The 18,045-nt window shown below is 38.8% G+C and carries 17 protein-coding genes; 14 read left to right on the top strand and 3 right to left on the bottom strand.

What is annotated here, in order from left to right; translation table 11 throughout:
• Positions 1-115 precede the first annotated feature (115 nt).
• From ACYH0O_RS21610 to ACYH0O_RS21595, 4 genes are all read left to right on the top strand, one after another.
• Complete coding sequence (locus ACYH0O_RS21610; RefSeq protein ID WP_482630281.1) at positions 116-904, top strand: sugar phosphate isomerase/epimerase family protein; 789 nt, start codon at positions 116-118, stop codon at positions 902-904.
• Positions 904-2,049, top strand: a complete 1,146-nt coding sequence (locus ACYH0O_RS21605; RefSeq protein WP_148970172.1) for a Gfo/Idh/MocA family protein — start codon at positions 904-906, stop codon at positions 2,047-2,049. The genes ACYH0O_RS21610 and ACYH0O_RS21605 overlap by 1 nt, the downstream gene beginning before the upstream one ends.
• 466 nt (positions 2,050-2,515) lie before the next feature.
• Positions 2,516-3,877 (top strand): ABC transporter substrate-binding protein, encoded by a 1,362-nt coding sequence (locus ACYH0O_RS21600; RefSeq protein ID WP_482630280.1) that lies wholly within the window; start codon positions 2,516-2,518, stop codon positions 3,875-3,877.
• A gap of 112 nt (positions 3,878-3,989) precedes the next feature.
• On the top strand, positions 3,990-5,030 hold the full coding sequence (locus ACYH0O_RS21595; protein ID WP_482630279.1) for a Gfo/Idh/MocA family protein: 1,041 nt from the start codon (positions 3,990-3,992) through the stop codon (positions 5,028-5,030).
• 146 nt (positions 5,031-5,176) lie between these two features.
• Here the strand turns inward: ACYH0O_RS21595 and ACYH0O_RS21590 are convergent, their stop codons facing one another.
• Entirely contained in the window at positions 5,177-5,347 is a 171-nt protein-coding gene (locus ACYH0O_RS21590) for a hypothetical protein (protein WP_482630278.1), read from the bottom strand.
• A gap of 215 nt (positions 5,348-5,562) precedes the next feature.
• Between ACYH0O_RS21590 and ACYH0O_RS21585 the strand changes: the two genes are divergently transcribed.
• Positions 5,563-6,081: an undecaprenyl-diphosphatase gene (locus ACYH0O_RS21585; RefSeq protein ID WP_482630277.1), complete on the top strand. Its 519-nt coding sequence runs from the start codon at positions 5,563-5,565 to the stop codon at positions 6,079-6,081.
• A 109-nt stretch (positions 6,082-6,190) separates the two neighbouring features.
• Here the strand turns inward: ACYH0O_RS21585 and ACYH0O_RS21580 are convergent, their stop codons facing one another.
• Positions 6,191-6,682: a hypothetical protein gene (locus ACYH0O_RS21580; RefSeq protein ID WP_149156574.1), complete on the bottom strand. Its 492-nt coding sequence runs from the start codon at positions 6,680-6,682 to the stop codon at positions 6,191-6,193.
• A gap of 160 nt (positions 6,683-6,842) precedes the next feature.
• On the opposite strand from ACYH0O_RS21580, the gene ACYH0O_RS21575 reads away from it, so the two are divergent.
• From ACYH0O_RS21575 to ACYH0O_RS21545, 7 genes are all read left to right on the top strand, one after another.
• Positions 6,843-7,670, top strand: a complete 828-nt coding sequence (locus ACYH0O_RS21575; RefSeq protein ID WP_482630276.1) for a DUF2935 domain-containing protein — start codon at positions 6,843-6,845, stop codon at positions 7,668-7,670.
• Positions 7,671-8,085: 415 nt separating this feature from the next.
• Positions 8,086-9,111 carry a cytochrome aa3 quinol oxidase subunit II gene (gene qoxA, locus ACYH0O_RS21570; protein WP_482630275.1) on the top strand — a complete coding sequence of 342 codons (1,026 nt, stop codon included), beginning with the start codon at positions 8,086-8,088 and terminating at the stop codon, positions 9,109-9,111.
• Positions 9,112-9,127: 16 nt separating this feature from the next.
• The gene (qoxB, locus tag ACYH0O_RS21565) at positions 9,128-11,092 is read left to right on the top strand and encodes a cytochrome aa3 quinol oxidase subunit I (RefSeq protein ID WP_482630274.1); all 1,965 of its coding nucleotides are present in this window, start codon (positions 9,128-9,130) and stop codon (positions 11,090-11,092) included.
• A 2-nt stretch (positions 11,093-11,094) separates the two neighbouring features.
• Positions 11,095-11,706 (top strand): cytochrome aa3 quinol oxidase subunit III, encoded by a 612-nt coding sequence (qoxC, locus tag ACYH0O_RS21560; protein WP_482630273.1) that lies wholly within the window; start codon positions 11,095-11,097, stop codon positions 11,704-11,706.
• Positions 11,706-12,005 carry a cytochrome aa3 quinol oxidase subunit IV gene (qoxD, locus tag ACYH0O_RS21555; RefSeq protein ID WP_149156577.1) on the top strand — a complete coding sequence of 100 codons (300 nt, stop codon included), beginning with the start codon at positions 11,706-11,708 and terminating at the stop codon, positions 12,003-12,005. Before qoxC ends, qoxD begins: the two co-directional genes overlap by 1 nt.
• 206 nt (positions 12,006-12,211) lie before the next feature.
• Positions 12,212-12,850 carry a GNAT family N-acetyltransferase gene (locus tag ACYH0O_RS21550; protein WP_482630272.1) on the top strand — a complete coding sequence of 213 codons (639 nt, stop codon included), beginning with the start codon at positions 12,212-12,214 and terminating at the stop codon, positions 12,848-12,850.
• On the top strand, positions 12,850-13,824 hold the full coding sequence (locus ACYH0O_RS21545) for an alpha/beta hydrolase (protein WP_482630271.1): 975 nt from the start codon (positions 12,850-12,852) through the stop codon (positions 13,822-13,824). The genes ACYH0O_RS21550 and ACYH0O_RS21545 overlap by 1 nt, the downstream gene beginning before the upstream one ends.
• Before the next feature lie 76 nt (positions 13,825-13,900).
• On the opposite strand, the gene ACYH0O_RS21540 is transcribed toward ACYH0O_RS21545, so the two are convergent.
• Positions 13,901-14,323: a VOC family protein gene (locus tag ACYH0O_RS21540; protein WP_482630270.1), complete on the bottom strand. Its 423-nt coding sequence runs from the start codon at positions 14,321-14,323 to the stop codon at positions 13,901-13,903.
• Positions 14,324-14,541: 218 nt separating this feature from the next.
• Between ACYH0O_RS21540 and aspA the strand changes: the two genes are divergently transcribed.
• Positions 14,542-15,972, top strand: a complete 1,431-nt coding sequence (gene aspA, locus ACYH0O_RS21535; RefSeq protein WP_482630269.1) for an aspartate ammonia-lyase — start codon at positions 14,542-14,544, stop codon at positions 15,970-15,972.
• A gap of 342 nt (positions 15,973-16,314) precedes the next feature.
• Positions 16,315-17,574 carry a helix-turn-helix domain-containing protein gene (locus tag ACYH0O_RS21530; protein WP_482630268.1) on the top strand — a complete coding sequence of 420 codons (1,260 nt, stop codon included), beginning with the start codon at positions 16,315-16,317 and terminating at the stop codon, positions 17,572-17,574.
• Positions 17,575-18,045: the final 471 nt, after the last annotated feature.

Genomic DNA, 18,045 nt, shown 5'->3' with positions numbered 1-18,045 from the left:
ATTCTACTGATTAGAGCATTCAGAGAAAAGGTATTTATCCTGAAGAATCACTATTAATAATATAATATCCAAACAGAACAAGCGATGTTAGTATCACAAAATCTGGAGGGGAAATATGAACTATTCAATTGCTTCGTATTCATTTAACGGACTGATCAAACAAGGGAAAATGGATGTTTTTGGTTATCTGGAAAGTGTTAAATATCGGTATCATCTTAACTCAGCAGATATTTGGAACATGATGCTAACCAGCTTTGATGAGGATTACTTGAAAAAAATAAAAGAAGCCATGGATGAAAAGGAAATGGATCTAGCTAATCTGTGCGTTGATTGCGCTGAAGTATGGGATCCAGACACAGAAGCGAGGGAAAAATGGTATCAAAATGCGTTGGGGAATTTGCGAGCTGCAGAAATCTTGGGAGCTCGTACCGTTCGTATTGATATGGGCGGAAGGGATTTAGAGATGACGGATGAACAGTTTGAATATACTGTGAAACGTTATCAAGAATATGCGAAAATTGCACATGATTGCGGGTTTATGGTCGGTCCCGAAAATCATTGGGGAGCTTCAAGGGTACCCGAAAATATTCGAAAAGTCTACGAGGCTGTAGATCATCCGTCTTTCGGAATCCTACTGCATTTTGATAATTGGGACATAGACAAAGAAAATGGGGATAGACTTTGCGCAAAATATGCGTTCCACACCCATTTAGCTGCATGGGTGATCCCGGATTGCCAAGACAAACTGAAAATTCTACAAGATATCGGCTATCAAGGGTACCTTGGGATAGAGCATCACTCCGGTAAAAACGAATACAGCCAGGTTGAATGGCAGCTTGCGACAGCTCGAAACACTTGGAGAAACATGCAATTGAATAGGATTGAAGAGGGGGCTATCATCTAATGAAAAAAATTCGGATTGGAATCATTGGGGTCGGTATCATTGGGAAAACTCATTTAGATAACTATGCGAAATTGGATGGGGCTGAAGTTGTTGCTATCTGTGATCTTAACGAGAATGAACTAAAACAGGTAGCAGAAAGATACAGCATTCCCCATACGTATACGGATTATAGCGAAATGCTGAAACGTGACGATCTTGATGCGGTCGATGTCTGCCTCCATAATAACCTTCACGCTCCGATAACAATTGAGGCATTGCAGGCTGGTAAACACGTGTACTGTGAAAAACCGATCGCCGGTTCGTACTTGGACGGTAAGCGAATGGTAGATACAGCAAAAGAATACGGAAAAAAATTGCACATCCAATTAAGCTTCCTGTACTCAAAAGAAACGAAAGCAGCTAAATCATTAATAGATGACGGGAAGCTTGGGACCCTATACCATGCCCGGTCCACTGGATTTAGACGGCGAGGACGTCCTTTTGTAGATGGTTACGGGACAAAGGAATTTCTTCAGAAGAAAGTGGCTTCCGGGGGAGCTTTGTTCGACATGGGAGTGTATCGTATCTCACAAATTCTTTATTTAATGAATATGCCTAAAGTCAATACGATTACAGGAAAAACGTACCAGGAAGTTGATATGGACGAAAAAAGGAGGCAGACCAGCGGTTTTGATGTAGAGGAACTCGGTGTAGGCTTTGTCAGATTTGAGGATGGTATAACGTTGGACATAATAGAATCTTGGGCAATTCATCTTAATGGGTTTGAAGGCAGCTATCTTGTAGGTAACCAAGGTGGAATCCAATTTCCAGGGTATACAAATGGAGTGAGCACCCCATTTAGCTACCATACATCAATATGTGATATCGATATGGACGGAACCTTTGATTTAGGGGCAGCGGACTACAGATGGCATCAACTGCAAGAGAATACCGATGCCTATGATTCATCTCAACATCATTGGATTGCTGCACTCCAAGGCAGGGTTGAATTGTTGCCAACAGCAGAAATTGCCCTTCAAACCATGTTGATTAGTGAAGGGATTTACCTGTCGAATCTTTTAGATAGAGAGGTAACGGCTGAAGAAGTTATTTCCAAGTCAAAGACTCAAGTTTTAAAATCTAGTAATTTAATGATAAAAAAATAAATTCCTAATGAATTGTAAGCGATTTCAACAAAAAGTATCGTGGTTTTACTAATAGGCTCTTTTCGCAAAGATTGTTGTTTTGTAACGGCCGAGCCTCCTCTACTTAGCAGAACGGGGTCTCGGCACGTTCGAAATCCGCCTGAGTCTATGCAGTTTCCCTCACCATCAATAAGAAAATTCGTGACAGAGCTTCATCGGGACAGAAAAATAAACTAATTGAAAACAGCATTTCAAAAAGGGTTTTTGGGGTCTTTACATATCCAAGCAGAAATCAACGGTCACGAATATACCTGAAACAACACCCTCTTAGAAAGCAAACTTACTAATAAAAGAGTTGTTGTGATGATATCTTTTCCAATTAATAGGTGAGGTGTTTAGATAAGAGATAACGAAGATATTCAAAGCATTTTTTTCCGGACCTATTGAACATCCTTTAATTCATACCAAAACAAAGGGGTATCAGTCTATGAAACTGTTTAAGTCTTGGGTGGCAATATTAACAATCATTATGTTTCTTATCGGTTGCAGCAGTAAAGATACATTAAATGAAAGTAAAGAAGATAAAGAAGTAACCATCTCGTATGCAAGCTGGAATGTAGGCACAGAAGAAGAAAAGAATATTGAGAGGTTGATGATTGAAGAATTCGAAGAAAAATATCCACATATCAAAGTAGAGATTGATGATTCTATCCCAAATGAAAAATGGAACGATGGATTAGCAGCTGCCGCAAGTTCAAATAAAATGCCAGATGTCTTTATGCTTTCACAGATTCCTACAGGCATAGCAAATGAATGGCTTTTAGATCTTACCGATTTAGCAGCTGACGATGAAGATTTTGCAAAAGTTCCTGAAGTGGTTCGAAAATCTGCAACGTACGATGACATTCTTTATGCATTACCAGCAGGACAACAATTTTTGGGGTATTTTGTAAATAAAGATTTATTTAATCAAGAGAATTTAAATGTCCCGGAAAATGGTTTGAGCATGAATGAATTTGCTGATTCTGTTAGAAATATTACGAATATCAGATCAGGACAGGTGGGACTCAATAACCCTTTAGCCATACTTGACTGGTACCCGGCAGCAGTAAGTGAAACCTTGGGGTGGTATACATACACAGAGGAGGGATATCACTTAGATAGCAAAGAATTTATTAACGGCTTGAATTTGACTAAGAATATTGTAACGAATAATTATTCCTTTGAATCTTTGACCGATGAACAAAAAAGTAACTTTAATGGAGAAAATCCTGGTGAAGTTTGGGCTTCCGGTGGCATGGGTCTCGTATGGGATGGAACATGGGCACTCTCTAACTACGAGAATAATCTTGAATTTGATTGGGATTTCATTGGAATTCCTGGTGGGAGAACAGTTGTTGCAAATGATTATATGGGAATTTCAAAAACCACGAAACATTCAGAAGAAGCATACTTATTAATAAAGTGGATGTCTTTTGGAAAAGAAGGATATTTAAAACGTATTGAAACTGCTGTAGAAGAAGACAAAGTATTAAATGGTTTACCGGTAACCACTGATGAAGATGTATTGGATGCTTACTTTGAGATTCAAGATCTTCCCGGATTACGTGCTGCATATGAAAACTTAGAAAAAGGTGTTATTGAGCCAGTTAAAGCAGTTCCAGGATATGTACAGTCTAGATGGGAGGCTCCTACAGGGGTAGGCATTGAGGGCAATCCGAATGCAAATATTCATGGTCTTCTGGAAGCTTCTGTAGAAGGTGAAATAAAGATTGAAGACTTTATTTCTCAAATAAATAAATTAGCAAATCTGAAGTATCAAGAGGGCAATGAAGCGATTGGTCAATAATAGGGATAGTAAGATTGCAGTTATATAGGAACGCGTTTATTTTGTATTGGATGCGCGTATAATACGCAACCATATTCGACAATAACTAAATAAGATCGGGAGGAACAGGAATATGAGTAAGTTAAAAGTAGGAGTTATTGGGTGTGGAAGTATAGCAAAATTCCGTCATTTGCCAGAATATAAGATAAATAAAGATGTAGAGATTGTTGTGGTTTGTGATATTATCGCGGAGCGTGCAGAGAAAATGGCTGAAGAATACGGTGCTAAAGCATTTACCGATTTCAATGAAGTATTGAAGCTGGATGACATTGATGCGATCAGCGTCTGTTTGCCAAACTACCTGCACGCACCTGTATCCATTGACGCATTGAATGCAGGAAAACATGTACTTTGTGAAAAGCCTATGGCTACTTCAAAAGAAGAAGCGGAAACGATGATTGAAGCAGCGAAAGTAAATGATAAAAAGCTTATGATTGCGCATAATCAACGTTTTGTTGCTTCTCATAAAAAAGCGAAAGAAATTATTGATAGTGGCAAGCTTGGAAAAATCTACAGCTTCAAAACCACATTCGGTCATCCGGGCCCTGAAGGTTGGAGTGTAGATGGGGCAGGAAGCTGGTTCTTTCAAAAAGACAAGGCCTTTATCGGTGCAATGGGTGACCTTGGAGTTCATAAAGCAGATTTATTACGTTATTTGCTTGGAGAGTTTACTGAAGTAGGAGCATTCATTGAAACGAACGCGAAGCAAAAAACAGATGTAGATGACAACGCTGTATGTATTTTACGTACAGAAAAAGGCATCATTGGAACACTTGCCGCAAGCTGGGCTTATGTTTCTGGTGGGGATAATTCGACCATTATTTACGGAGAAAAAGGTATACTGAGATTAGAAGCTGATCCTGAATACTCACTGATCGAAGAGTATCGGGATGGAAGCACCGTATATCATAAGCTCGATAAGATTCAGACAAATGAGGAAGGCGGACAAAATACTTCTAATGTCATCAACCATTTTGTTGAAAGTATTATAGAAAATAAAGAACCACTTATTTGTGGCGAAGAGGGAATGAAATCGCTACAGATTATTTTAGCAGCACTTGAGTCACATGAAATGAAGCGAATTGTTTCCTTGAAGAAGGAAATGTTTGCGTAGTTAAAAAGTGTTTATATAATTTTTTGAATAAACGATTTATTAGAATCTTACAACCATACACCATAAACAATCCATTTTGAATTTTTTTCAAAATGGATTGTTTCCATGTGTGATTAAATAAGGTTCGTTTCGGTCCATTTATCAAACTATATTTCAATATCATCAACATTTGTTGCATTTTTAGACATATCTTCATCCATCATGACGGTTTCCTTTGGTAAGGAAGAGTCGAAGTATGGGGGATGTTGTTCGGAATGCTTAGTCTCATCTTGGTTGAATTGATTCTTTTCCTTGTGGTACCGTTGGATTGACATCATCCTCACCTCATATTTAGGTATTTGCTTTCCAATTTAAATTTCCCCATTTTAATTCTTTCTATGTGAAGAATGTCAAACTTACTAAAGAGAGTATGAATGGACTAAAAAAATTAATCATTTCAATGCACTTATCCCAGAGATTCTTTTATCGATCATACATATTTCTTGCTTAAAAGGGAATTTTATTTGTATCCCTGAAAAAAGGAGATTCTCTTATGGACTACAAAGTATTTAAGGCAATCAATCTGTTTTCTGGCCGGTGTTCTCCCATTGACTTTATGATGATATTCTTTTCAAAAAAGATTCGATATGTGTATATTATTGTTTTGATTTTCATGTGGTTTAGAAATGATTATTATAGAAAAGTTTCTCTTAATGCAGTTATGTCTTCGGGAATTACTTTGCTTCTTCACGCTTTGATTAAGTTTTTTTACTTTAAACCACGTCCGTTTGTGAAACATCGGGTCGGCATACTCATTCCCTCAAAATTAGATTCTTCATTTCCAAGTAAGCATACTTTACTGGCATTTGCCGTTTCTACTTCCATCTTTCTTTATAATCGTGTCCTTGGTTCAATCATGTGGGTATTATCAGTGTTGACAGGTTTTTCTCGTATTTGGGTGGGACATCATTTTCCATCTGATATTATTGGAAGTGCTATTATGGCCACCATGACCAGCATGGTAGTGGGTAAAACTGCTGGTGAATTTACTGATAAAGGAACACAGCACTGAGTGAAGATTTGTTTCATTGGCGTAGAAAATATAATATAAGAAATAAGCAACTGCATAAAAAAACCTCTCATCGTTCAACTGCGATGAGAGGTTTATTTCTTGCAATGACCTATAAACTTTCCAATTCCTCATCCTTTTTAACCCTGTCGGAAAAAACTTTCTCATAACAATACTGAAATCCATACATCAATACCGATTTTAATAAAAAGAGTAATGACAGTTGTATCCTTGTAAACCTGATCAGAGTGACATATCCGATTTTCTTGAACCAATTCAACATGAAGATGGTAAAAAAAGAATCAACAATCAAATTAACTAGAAAATAGATCGAGAACTTCCCGTAAGTGTATTTAAAAATCCAAAATGATCCAACAAAAAAGGGACCTAGAATCAATGGCAGTTCAGCCAATACATTCGGTTTTATGGAAAAAGGGAACCACCACCATTTCCTCCGGGTAGCTAATATGCCCTCTGCTACTAAATATACGCACATAAATAGTGTGCCGGGTAGAAATCTTTTTAACGTTTTTTTGCGCAGAAGTGGAAGGGACAACCAGGGGAGCAAGGTCATTAACGTAATCAGTTGTTTTCTATTCTTCATAGAAGGACACCCTTTTCATCATAGTGGTAAATATATTCTTCCTTTTTTATGAAAAATTTATGTATCTTCGTGCACGATTCTTTAATCTAACGGTAGTTTAAAGGAAGTCCTTCTTTTTTAACAACTATTAAAATATATAATATAAAAAGGAGGTAAAGAGGTGGCTAATCAAATGATCACGACATGGGAGGAGCACTTATTCTGGCTTGAAGTATTACAGGATCATGCTTATTTCATCAGAGACCACTTATCTGCAGCTGAAGCAGAGTATGTGGATGTTTCACAGCAGTACATTCGACTATTTGGGGAGCTTATCGACCAATTAAACCGCGTTCCGCGTACAGCAGACCACCAGGATGAAACCATGGTTCAGTTTTCAAATAGAGTGTGGCCAGTGGCCAAAGGCTATTTCGAATTTGAAGGAATACTGCAATCTTTAAGGATCGATAATAAAGTTAATCTTAATTTATCCCCTACCTACCTAAACGGCACGCTTGCAGAAAATCAGGAATACTTGCGGTTTTTAGGGTATCTGCAGAAGGGGGAGGAGCCAGAGCCCCTTCCGTTGGTGGATTTGATGGATTTATGGCTTGAAGATCAGCTGGGGCACGCGGTATTATTTCAAAACATACTCGATCCCATTGAAATTAACGCGAGCAGGCAGGCAGAGGCTTATATTAACCAATATCAAGTGTATATCGTTCAAAATCGGCATCTGAAAGGATATCTCAGATTTAAGCAGCCTGGTTTCGCCCGGCAGAGGGAATTTGCCTATGAAGTTGGTCAAACGACTTTGGAAATGAGTCAGTATATCTCTGGAATGGTCATGAAATATAATAAGAAAAAACTGCTGAATAAAACCACTCTCCGTTTTTTAGAGCATCATTTTCCAGAAACCTGTTATTTCATTAAAAAGCTCAGCGATTATTCTCCAAAGCTCAAGGAGGCAGCCGGTAATTGCTCCTTAAAAAGAGCTACCTATTTATAATAGTTGTTAGAGGGTACTAGAAAAAGTAGTATGGGTATAAAGAGCTTATCACGGTAAGGAGTCATTCATATTCGGCAGCCCCACTTGCTACTTTGTTTTAATAATCAGGAGGGAAGGTTCATGGATATGAATGGGATTCATAGAAAGTGAATTAAAGTAGTAAGGTTTACAAAAAAACTTATTATTTTAAATAATCAATTCGTAAAACGCTCTCAAAATTATTCTAAAATAATTTTGAGAGTTATTTTTTTGTCCTTTGAGCATTTCTTTCCAACATTGTTACCGTTCTGTGAATAAACTTCGACGAAATTTCGAAAATCTGTTTAAAGTTGAGTGAAACAAGGGTACCTTTTAATAGAATTTGATAGTATAGGTCTACAGTGATAAATCCGACATAAAGGAAGGTGATTTCCCTATGTTTAATAAATTTAAGCCATACTTGATTGTGTTGATCAGTCTGGTTTCATTATTCTTCATCATTATTTTCAGTTCGGGAAGTGAAATGATCATTCTCGATCCGAAAGGGCCGGTAGGGGCCTTGCAGAAAGATCTGATCATGCTGTCAATCTACTATATGCTTGGCATTATGGTTGTCGTTCTTTCCTTCTTTACTGTTATTCTCCTAAAATATCGAAGCAGTAAAAAGGATAGTGATTACAAGCCCGAGATGCACGGGAGTACGAAATTAGAAATTATATGGACGCTTATTCCTGTACTGATTGTTATTGCCTTGTCTATCCCAAATACAAAGGCATTATATGAATTAAGGGAAGCTCCAAAAGCAACGGCTCATAAAGATCCGATTGTGATCCATGCCACTGCTGCGGATTGGAAGTGGATCTTCAGTTATCCGGAGGAAGGGATTGAGACCGTTAATTATATCAACGTTCCCGAGGATCATCCGATTTTATTCAAAGTGACCGCTGCCGATTCCATGGCTTCTTTCTGGGTGCCGCAACTTGGCGGACAGATTTATGGAATGCCGGGAATGGTGAATGATTTATACTTACAGGCTGATGAGCCGGGTACTTATGATGGAAGAAACTCAAACTTCACTGGTGAAGGAATGACACACCAAAAGTTTGATTTTGTTGCGTTAGAAGAAGATGAGTATGAAGAGTGGGTAAAAGATTCTCAGGAAAATGAACCGAAATTAACCGAAGAGACATATGAAAAACTCATGCTGCCTGACACGGTTGATAAAATGACCTTTTCATCCACTCATTTAGCCTTCGTTGACCATGGGAAGAATTCTGAATATGCCATGGCGATCCGTGAGAAATATGGAGTGGAGGCATCTTCACATGGTGCGGATAAAGATGCTGAGTCAAGTCATGGAAATCACGGTGATCACGGAGACATGGGGGATCATGATAACCATGAAGACCATGAAAATGACGAACATAAAGACCACGAAAATAACGAAGGACATGAGCACTAAGAAAGGAGGACTCTAGATGTTTGATTTTATTAAAGATAATTTAATCCTCAATGATCCGCTGATTCTGGGAGCCAACATTTCCATTGTTTTCACCGTTATTGGGATCGTCGCGACCCTTACGTACTTTAAAAAATGGAAATGGCTGTGGAATGACTGGATCACGAGTGTTGATCATAAAAAAATTGGGATCATGTATATCATTGCTGCATTGATCATGCTCTTCCGCGGAGGAGTCGATGCCCTTTTAATGAGGGCCCAATTAACGGTGCCTAATAATGAATTTTTATCATCACAGCACTACAATGAAATCTTTACTACTCATGGTACGATCATGATTCTATTCATGGCGATGCCATTTTTACTTGGCCTAATGAACGTCGTAGTTCCCATGCAAATCGGGGCAAGAGACGTCGCATTCCCATTCCTGAATAACTTAAGCTTTTGGTCATTCATGTTTGGGGCGATTCTTTTCAATATGTCTTTCGTATTCGGTGGATCACCGGATGCAGGTTGGACGAACTACGCACCGCTGGCGATTGAAGGAAGTCCTGGACCAGGAATTAACTATTACCTACTTGGCTTGCAGATTTCCGGAATTGGTACGTTATTAACGGGGATCAACTTTGTTGTTACGATTATTAAAATGCGTGCACCAGGTATGACGCTTCTTCGTATGCCGATGTTTACGTGGACTACATTGATTACTGCATTCATTATCGTATTTGCTTTCCCGATCTTAACGGTGACATTAGCGTTGATGACATTTGACCGATTATTCGGTACGCATTTCTTCACGCTTACAGCCGGCGGGAATCCAATGCTCTGGTCGAATTTATTCTGGTTATGGGGTCACCCGGAAGTATATATCGTTATTTTGCCTGCTTTCGGTATCTTCTCAGAAATCATTGCTACATTTGCAAGAAAGACATTGTTTGGTTATAAGTCGATGATCATTTCACTTGTAGCGATCTCAGGGTTAAGCTTCGTTGTGTGGGTTCACCATTTCTTCACGATGGGCGGAAGTGCTGCGGTTAACAGTGTATTCTCGATTTCGACGATGGCGATTGCCATACCGACCGGGATCAAGATATTTAACTGGTTGGGTACCCTTTACAAGGGACGGATTGAATTTACCGTCGCCATGATGTGGTCGGTAGCGTTCATTCCGACATTCCTGATCGGTGGTGTGACAGGGGTAATGTTGGGGATGGCTGCAGCCGACTTCCAATATCATAATAACTACTTCCTGGTTGCTCACTTCCACTATACGTTGATTGCCGGTGTCGTGTTTGCCTGCTTCGCTGGACTTGTATATTGGTATCCAAAAATGTTTGGACATAAGATGAATGAACGCATAGGGAAATGGGCTTTCTGGTTTTTCTCTATCGGTTTCAATGTATGTTTCTTACCGCAATTTGTCTTAGGGTTTTCCGGTATGCCAAGACGTGTGTACACATACGGACCAGAAGATGGCTGGATGGCATTGAACGTCATCTCTTCTGTCGGGGCTTTCGGAATGGGAGTAGGATTCATGATCATCGTCTATAACGTTTACTATAGCTACCGTTTTGCGAAACGGGAACTATCAGGGGATGCTTGGGATGGACGTACACTTGAATGGGCGACTAGCTCAGCGATCCCACCTCATTATAACTTCGCTCATGTTCCTGAAGTGAAGAGTGCGGATGCATTCTACTATATGAAACAAGAAAGAAAAGAATCCGGTAAGCCTGAAAAGGTTGAGTATAAACCGATTCATATGCCAAGCAATGCAGGGACACCTTTCATCATGTCCGGGTTATTCTTCGTTGGTGGATTTGGATTGGTGTTTGAACTGTGGTGGATGGCTATACTGGCTCTTGTTGGTATCTTCGGATGCATGGCTTATCGTTCACTATTTTCACACAAACAGGATGCTGGTTATTATGTAAGTGTGGAAGAAATAGAAAAAACTGAAAATCCGTATAAGAGGGAGGCGTGAATATGGCACATAGTACGGATGTAGATCCAAATACGCCACTTGAATATCAATCGGAGATCGGCAAATTGAATATTTTCGGATTCTGGGTTTTCCTGGGCGCGGAAGTAGCTCTATTTGCCACTATTTTCGCGACATTTTTCGCCCTTGAAAGCGGCACGGTTGGAGGTCCGCTTCCATCTGAAGTGTTTGATCTAAAGAATACAATCATCATGACGTTACTATTATTAATTAGTAGTTTCACGTCAGGGTTATCAATAAATGAATTAAGAAGAAGAAATGTCAAAGGGATGATGGTCTGGCTGATCATCACACTGCTCTTTGGAGCAGGGTTCCTTTACATGGAAATCACGGAATTCCTTCATCTGATCCATGAGGGAGCCGCCATGGGAACCAATGCATACTGGTCTTCTTTCTATCTATTGACCGGAACGCATGGTCTCCACGTATCATTAGGTATTTTATGGATTATACTGGTGATGTTCCAGGTGAAAAGACAAGGATTAAATCCAGATACCGCTAAAAAACTATTCGTATCCAGCTTGTATTGGCACTTCTTGGACTTTGTATGGATCTTCGTGTTTACAAGCGTGTACTTACTAGGGATGGTGGGATAATGGAACATAATACAGCGAATCATAGTCGTATTCCTTGGACGCAGATCATTGGTTTTGTCTTATCCATTGCATTGACATTCTTAGCCGTTTGGTTCGGACTTTACGCAGGACTGGCGTACAATGTGATGGTTGCTCTTGTATTTGTTCTTGCCTTTATCCAGGCTGCAATCCAACTGTTTATGTTCATGCACGTAACAGAAGGAGAAGGCAGATGGCAGGTTGGAAAAATGATGTCAGCTGCATTTATCGCCCTCGTGATCGTACTTGGATCGATTTGGGTATTGAGCAATATGCATTAAAGAATGATAGAAAGAGGCTATTGAAATTCATTTCAGCAGCCTCTTTTTTTATTTTAGTTTCCTTTCGCCAAGTCTGGTGGCCTGGTCAGAGAGTATACATAGGTCAAAAGGTTGGTTGACAAGTGTAACCCCATATTCATATAATATCAATGTGCGTGATAATGATAATCATTATCACTATAGTTGAATGAACAGGGGGATAGACCATGATTAAAACAGTTAATGAATCAGAATTCTTTATTATAAAAGGAGACAAGGCAGATAACTTTTTGTTCCGTCCGGTGGATTTCGATCGGGATTTGTCCACTCTCCATGAATGGATGCAACAACCTCATATTGCCCCATTTTGGAAGTTGGACCTGCCACTGTCAGAGTTTAAACAATGGTTAAAGCAGTCTATCGAAGCAAATCATAAAGATATTTACATAGGAACATTTAACGGTGAACCAGTGTGTTACCTGATTGCCTACTCCATTGAAACAGATCCAATCAAGGAATTCTATGAGTATCAGAATGGAGATTTAGGCATGCACTTACTGATTGGTCCCAGGGAATATTTAAATAGAGAAGACGGACTTTCCATTATTAGATCAATGATCATTTTTTTATTTGATCACTATAAGGGAGCAAGAAGAATTATAGGAGAACCTGATATTCGCAATCGGATTGTGATTCCGATATTGAAAAAATTAGGAGGTAAAGTAATCAATAAAATTAATCTTCAGAATAAAAAAGCTTCGTTGATTGTGGGAGAGAGAGATTCGGTCATTGAGAAAATGAAAGATGAGGATATGCAGGTAGAGTGGCTGAAATCTATGAATTCGCAAAGGAATGAATTAGTCTGATGAAAGTGAAGACGCCTCTTAATCCTCAAGTAAGCGAACTATTACATACGATTAGTGAGAAAATGAAAGAACTTAATCATCCCCCATTGGATATTCTGACTCCAGAGCAATCCAGAAAATTTTATAAAAGTGCCAGAGAATTCTTCACTACCATTTCCGTCGGTGGTTTGGTTGTTGAAGATAAATTCATTCCTTCATCAGAGGGGCATGACATTCCGGTTCGAATCTATACACCAAATGGAGAAGGTCCTTACCCTGTCCTCATATATTCCCATGGGGGAGGCTGGGTATTTGGAGATTTAGATAGTGCAGATAACCTATGCAGGCATTTATCAAAGCACGCCGGCATCGTTGTCGTTTCAGTCGGATATCGCCTCGCCCCTGAACATAAATATCCTTCGGCGTTTCGGGATGTAATTGAATCCATTAAATGGACATTTAGGAATAGGGAAAGATTGAAAGGGGACATAAAAAGAATCGCCGTCGGTGGTGAAAGCTCAGGAGGCAACTTAGCGGCCGCTGCTGCCATATACTTCAGGGGTTCTGAAGAATACAAGTTGTTCCTTCAAGTTCTTATTACCCCCGTTATGGACTATAACTTTGACACACTTTCCTACAGAGAAAAGCATACATATAATCTCACAAATGAAAAAATGAAATGGTTTTGGGGACATTATTTGAATGTCCCATCTGAAGGCTCGGAGGTATATGTTTCACCTCTAAGAGTACACTCCATGGAAAGTTTGCCCAATACTCTACTTGTTACAGCTGAATTCGATCCTCTGAGGGAAGAAGGGTTAGCTTTCGGTGAACGTCTGAAGAAGGCTGGGATTAACGTCGAACTGCTGCATTATGAAGATATGGTTCATAGTTTCATTAATATGATAGGAACGGTAGATGAAGCCAAACGTGCCCTGGATGAGATGACTGTAAAGCTTAAATGTATGCTGTACACTGTCGAGGTGAACGAATAATAAAAAAGGTTCCAAAAACTTTGGTGAAATAAAGTTTCTGGAACCTTAATCATTTGTGCACTAAAAATATAACGACTTATACGTCTTCACTCTCATAGTTAAACTGCCACTGAATGCCAAATTTATCAGTAACTTGACCATACAACTTACTCCAGAATGTCTCCTGAAGCTCCATATCCACCTTACCGCCTTCTTTCAGTTTATGAAAACGTGTTTTCAATTCTTCCATATTATTGTTTACTATTGCAAGGGTGATATTTGTACCTTCCACAAAAGGCATTCCAGGAAAAACATCCGAAAACATGATGTTACTGCCATCAATCGTCAGTCTTGTGTGCATAACCAAATTCTTCGCTTCATCTGGAAGAGTGAATTCTGGATGTGGTGGATTTTCGCCAAAACTCATAATATGTGGTGCCTCTGTTTCAAATACTTCAGCGTAAAACTCTACAGCTTCTCTACAATTACCGTTAAAATTAAGATACGCATTCACTGACATTACTATCACTCCTATAAATTGAAATAATCTTACAAAAGGATTATAGCATGTTGATGATATAATCAGAAATAATATCAAGAAAATTCGGAACTTATCAAAGTTCATCTCATTTGAGTCATTGATAATAAAAAATGAAGACATAAAACATTGCCTCTTATTAAGGGAATTGATAGAATCATCATTTGTAGAGGGAATAAATTGAATTAGGGAGAGTACCTATGATAAATATAACGAGCAGATATAGAGTAGAAAAAGATTTTCTTGGAGAAAAAGAAGTTCCTGAAGATGTGTACTATGGAATTCAAACCTTACGGGCAGTGGAAAACTTTCCGGTTACCGGGTATAAAATTCATAAAGAGATGATCGATGCCTTAGCAGTCGTGAAGAAAGCGGCAGCATTAGCAAACATGGAAACCACACGTCTTTATGACGGGATCGGTCAAGCCATCGTGCAAGCTTCTGATGAAATCTTGGAAGGGAAGCTTCATGAATTCTTTATCGTCGATCCCATCCAGGGAGGGGCAGGAACTTCCATCAACATGAACGCTAATGAAGTCATTGCCAATCGTGCCCTGGAGCTTATGTCCCATCGTAAAGGGGAATATGGAAAGGTAAGCCCGAACAGTCATGTGAATATGTCACAGTCAACCAATGACGTATTCCCGACAGTAATCCATATTTCCACTCTGAAATTATTAGAGAAACTTCTTGTCACGATGGAACATATGCTGAACGCCTTTAAAAAGAAAGCACAGGAGTTCGATCACGTCATTAAAATGGGGCGTACTCATCTTCAAGACGCAGTTCCAATTCGCCTTGGTCAGGAGTTTGAAGCTTATAGCAGGGTAGTGGAGCGTGATATTAAACGTATCGGACGAACACGGGATCACCTCTATGAAGTAAATATGGGGGCGACTGCAGTAGGAACTGGATTGAACGCGGATCCTGCTTATATCAAGAGTGTCGTGAAGCATCTGGCTGATATCAGTGGTTTGCCACTTACCGGGGCTGTGCACCTTGTCGATGCTACGCAAAATACAGACGCATACACAGAAGTTTCAGCTGCACTGAAGGTATGTATGGTCAATATGTCCAAGATCGCCAATGATCTGCGTATGATGGCTTCAGGGCCACGCGCCGGACTTGGTGAAATATCACTGCCATCCAGACAGCCTGGTTCTTCCATCATGCCTGGTAAAGTGAATCCGGTCATGCCGGAACTGATCAACCAAGTGGCCTTTCAGGTTATTGGAAATGATCATACCATTTCATTGGCTTCTGAAGCCGGTCAGCTTGAACTGAACGTGATGGAACCTGTACTCGTATTCAATCTCCTTCAATCCATCAGCATTATGAACAATGCCTTCAGAAGCTTTACGGACAACTGTCTTGTTGGAATCGAAGCGAACGAAACACGTATGAAAGAATATGTAGAAAATAGCGTGGGGATCATAACTGCGGTCAATCCACACTTAGGATATGAAGTCGTGTCCCGGATTGCCAGGGAAGCCATTATAAAAGGGAAATCTGTTAGAGAACTTTGCCTGGAATATGATGTTCTGACTGAGGAAGAGCTTGATTTGATTTTGAATCCTTATGAAATGACCAATCCCGGGATTGCGGGCAGGGTGTTATTTGATCGGGCATAGAAAATACAAGAAAAAAGTATCAATAATTAGTCTCTATAAAAAAAGAGATTTCGGGTTTGCAGGGAAAATCATTTTTCTCTGCAAGCTTTTTTATTTATTTGGTAAAGATATTCTCTTAACCAATTTTCCAATTACATTTGTGAATGAATTATTTTAGATTAATAGTATGTTGGTTTTTCTCCATATAGATCAATAATCTTTAATGACTTTGTCAGCGAGTTACTTATGAAAGTGGGGTGAGGGAAAGTATAATCCATTGTTGCAAGAATTATAGAGGGAGTCTTAAAAGATAAAGTGAACCCATGTATAATAAGAGTAAGTACAAAGGGGGAAGTGTTCAGGATGTCTATCGGGAGGATTATTTATTACCATCGAAAGAAACAAAATAAGACGCAAGAACAGCTTTGTCAAGGAATCTGCTCTACGACCCATTTAAGTAAGATCGAGAATAGTACTAAAGAAGGGAATCTTGAAACCTTGGAAATGCTTTGCAAACGACTAGGTATTTCGATTGAAGAGGAAACCAAGAAAACGCAATTCTTAAAGCGTCAGCTTGCCCAATTCTATGAAGCGATCGAGAGACTGCATCGAGATCATGCCGAAAGACTTTATCAAGAGCTAGTGAAGCATAAAGATTTTCTTCAATGTACGGAAATGGTTTACTTATATGAGCTTTATATGCTTCGATATTTATTATTTACTAATAATATAGCTGAATTTGAATATGTTTCCTTTGAACTTAAAAAAAATATGACGAAATTTTCTACATTTGAACGGTTTCTCTGGGAGTTCTTTCAGGGTATTTATTATGGTCGGAAACAGCAATATGTTAAAGCGATAGGCATTTTAGATAGCATAGAGGATAAAGCAGATCTATTTAGTGAAAAAGTAACGGATTACTATTATTACAAAGCCGCCAATCATGGACTATTAAAGCATTTTACATTGTCACTCCATTACTCTCATAAAGCTTTACGTATCTTTCAGAATACAGGGAATATCTTGCGAATCCTACATGTGAAAATCGGACTTTCGGCTAACTTAATATATATAAATGATCTGGAACGGGCAGAAATCATGCTCGAAACAGCTTTAAATGATGCAGAAATGTTAAAGGACAATGATACTAAAATAAGTGCCCTTCATAATTTTGGATTGTTATATAATAAAAAAGGAAAACTCCATGAGTCTTTAGAGTTTTTCACAAAGTCTCTTAATTTGAAAAAGAAGCATACAATCGGTTATTACAGTACATTGGGTGAAGTTGTACAGGTTTTGTTAGATCTTGAGGAAAACGATCGGGCCGTAAATCTTTTGCAGGACATTCTGAAGGATTTTAAAGAGCAAAAATCTAGTACGTATGTAGAGTTAATGGTACTGTATCTGGATGCAATAAAAGATGACAATAGGCTTACCAATTATCTAATCGATTATGGTTTGCCTATGATGATAAAGGATAACCTTTATAAAGCAGTCTCATATTCCGAGCGATTAGCAGAATTTTTTAAAGAAAAAGGGGATCTTGCTTCTTCCAATAAATACTTTCAGTTATCGAATGAACTCTTAAGGAAATTAATCTTTAATAATGGTAATCCCAATTAAGATGGGTTTTCTAACAAGCAACTGTCAATCAGTTGCCTGTTTTTATCTTTTTATGAGGCTTTTTTCTAAAAGAGTGTAATTTTATAGGGAGTATTAAAACGAACCGGAGCGGGAATCAACTACTACTCTATCCTATATAAAGAACAAATAGCGCCATTTATGAAAATAAACAGGGATTATATACCTTGTGGAAATAGTATGTAAGACTCATATGGAAGGAGAAGTTTAACATTATTTAGGGGAAATTACTTCTTCGGGAAACCTGGTAGTGGCAGGTTTGTTAATGATAGCGTTTTTCTTGGGGAGTAGTCCCTGAAATTCCTAGGTGTAAAGCTTATAAAGAATTCTCTAAAATGATAAGTCTCATATTGGGAAAATGAATCAGGAACAAAGTCCAGACCTCCCCCTACATCAGTTGTTAATGATTGAATGAAAAAACAGCTAATTTAAAAAAGAGGTTGAGGAAATTCA

Source organism: Rossellomorea sp. H136 (genome assembly GCF_056838065.1).
The sequence above is the reverse complement of the archived record's forward strand: the minus strand, read 5'-3'. Positions and strand labels throughout refer to the sequence as shown.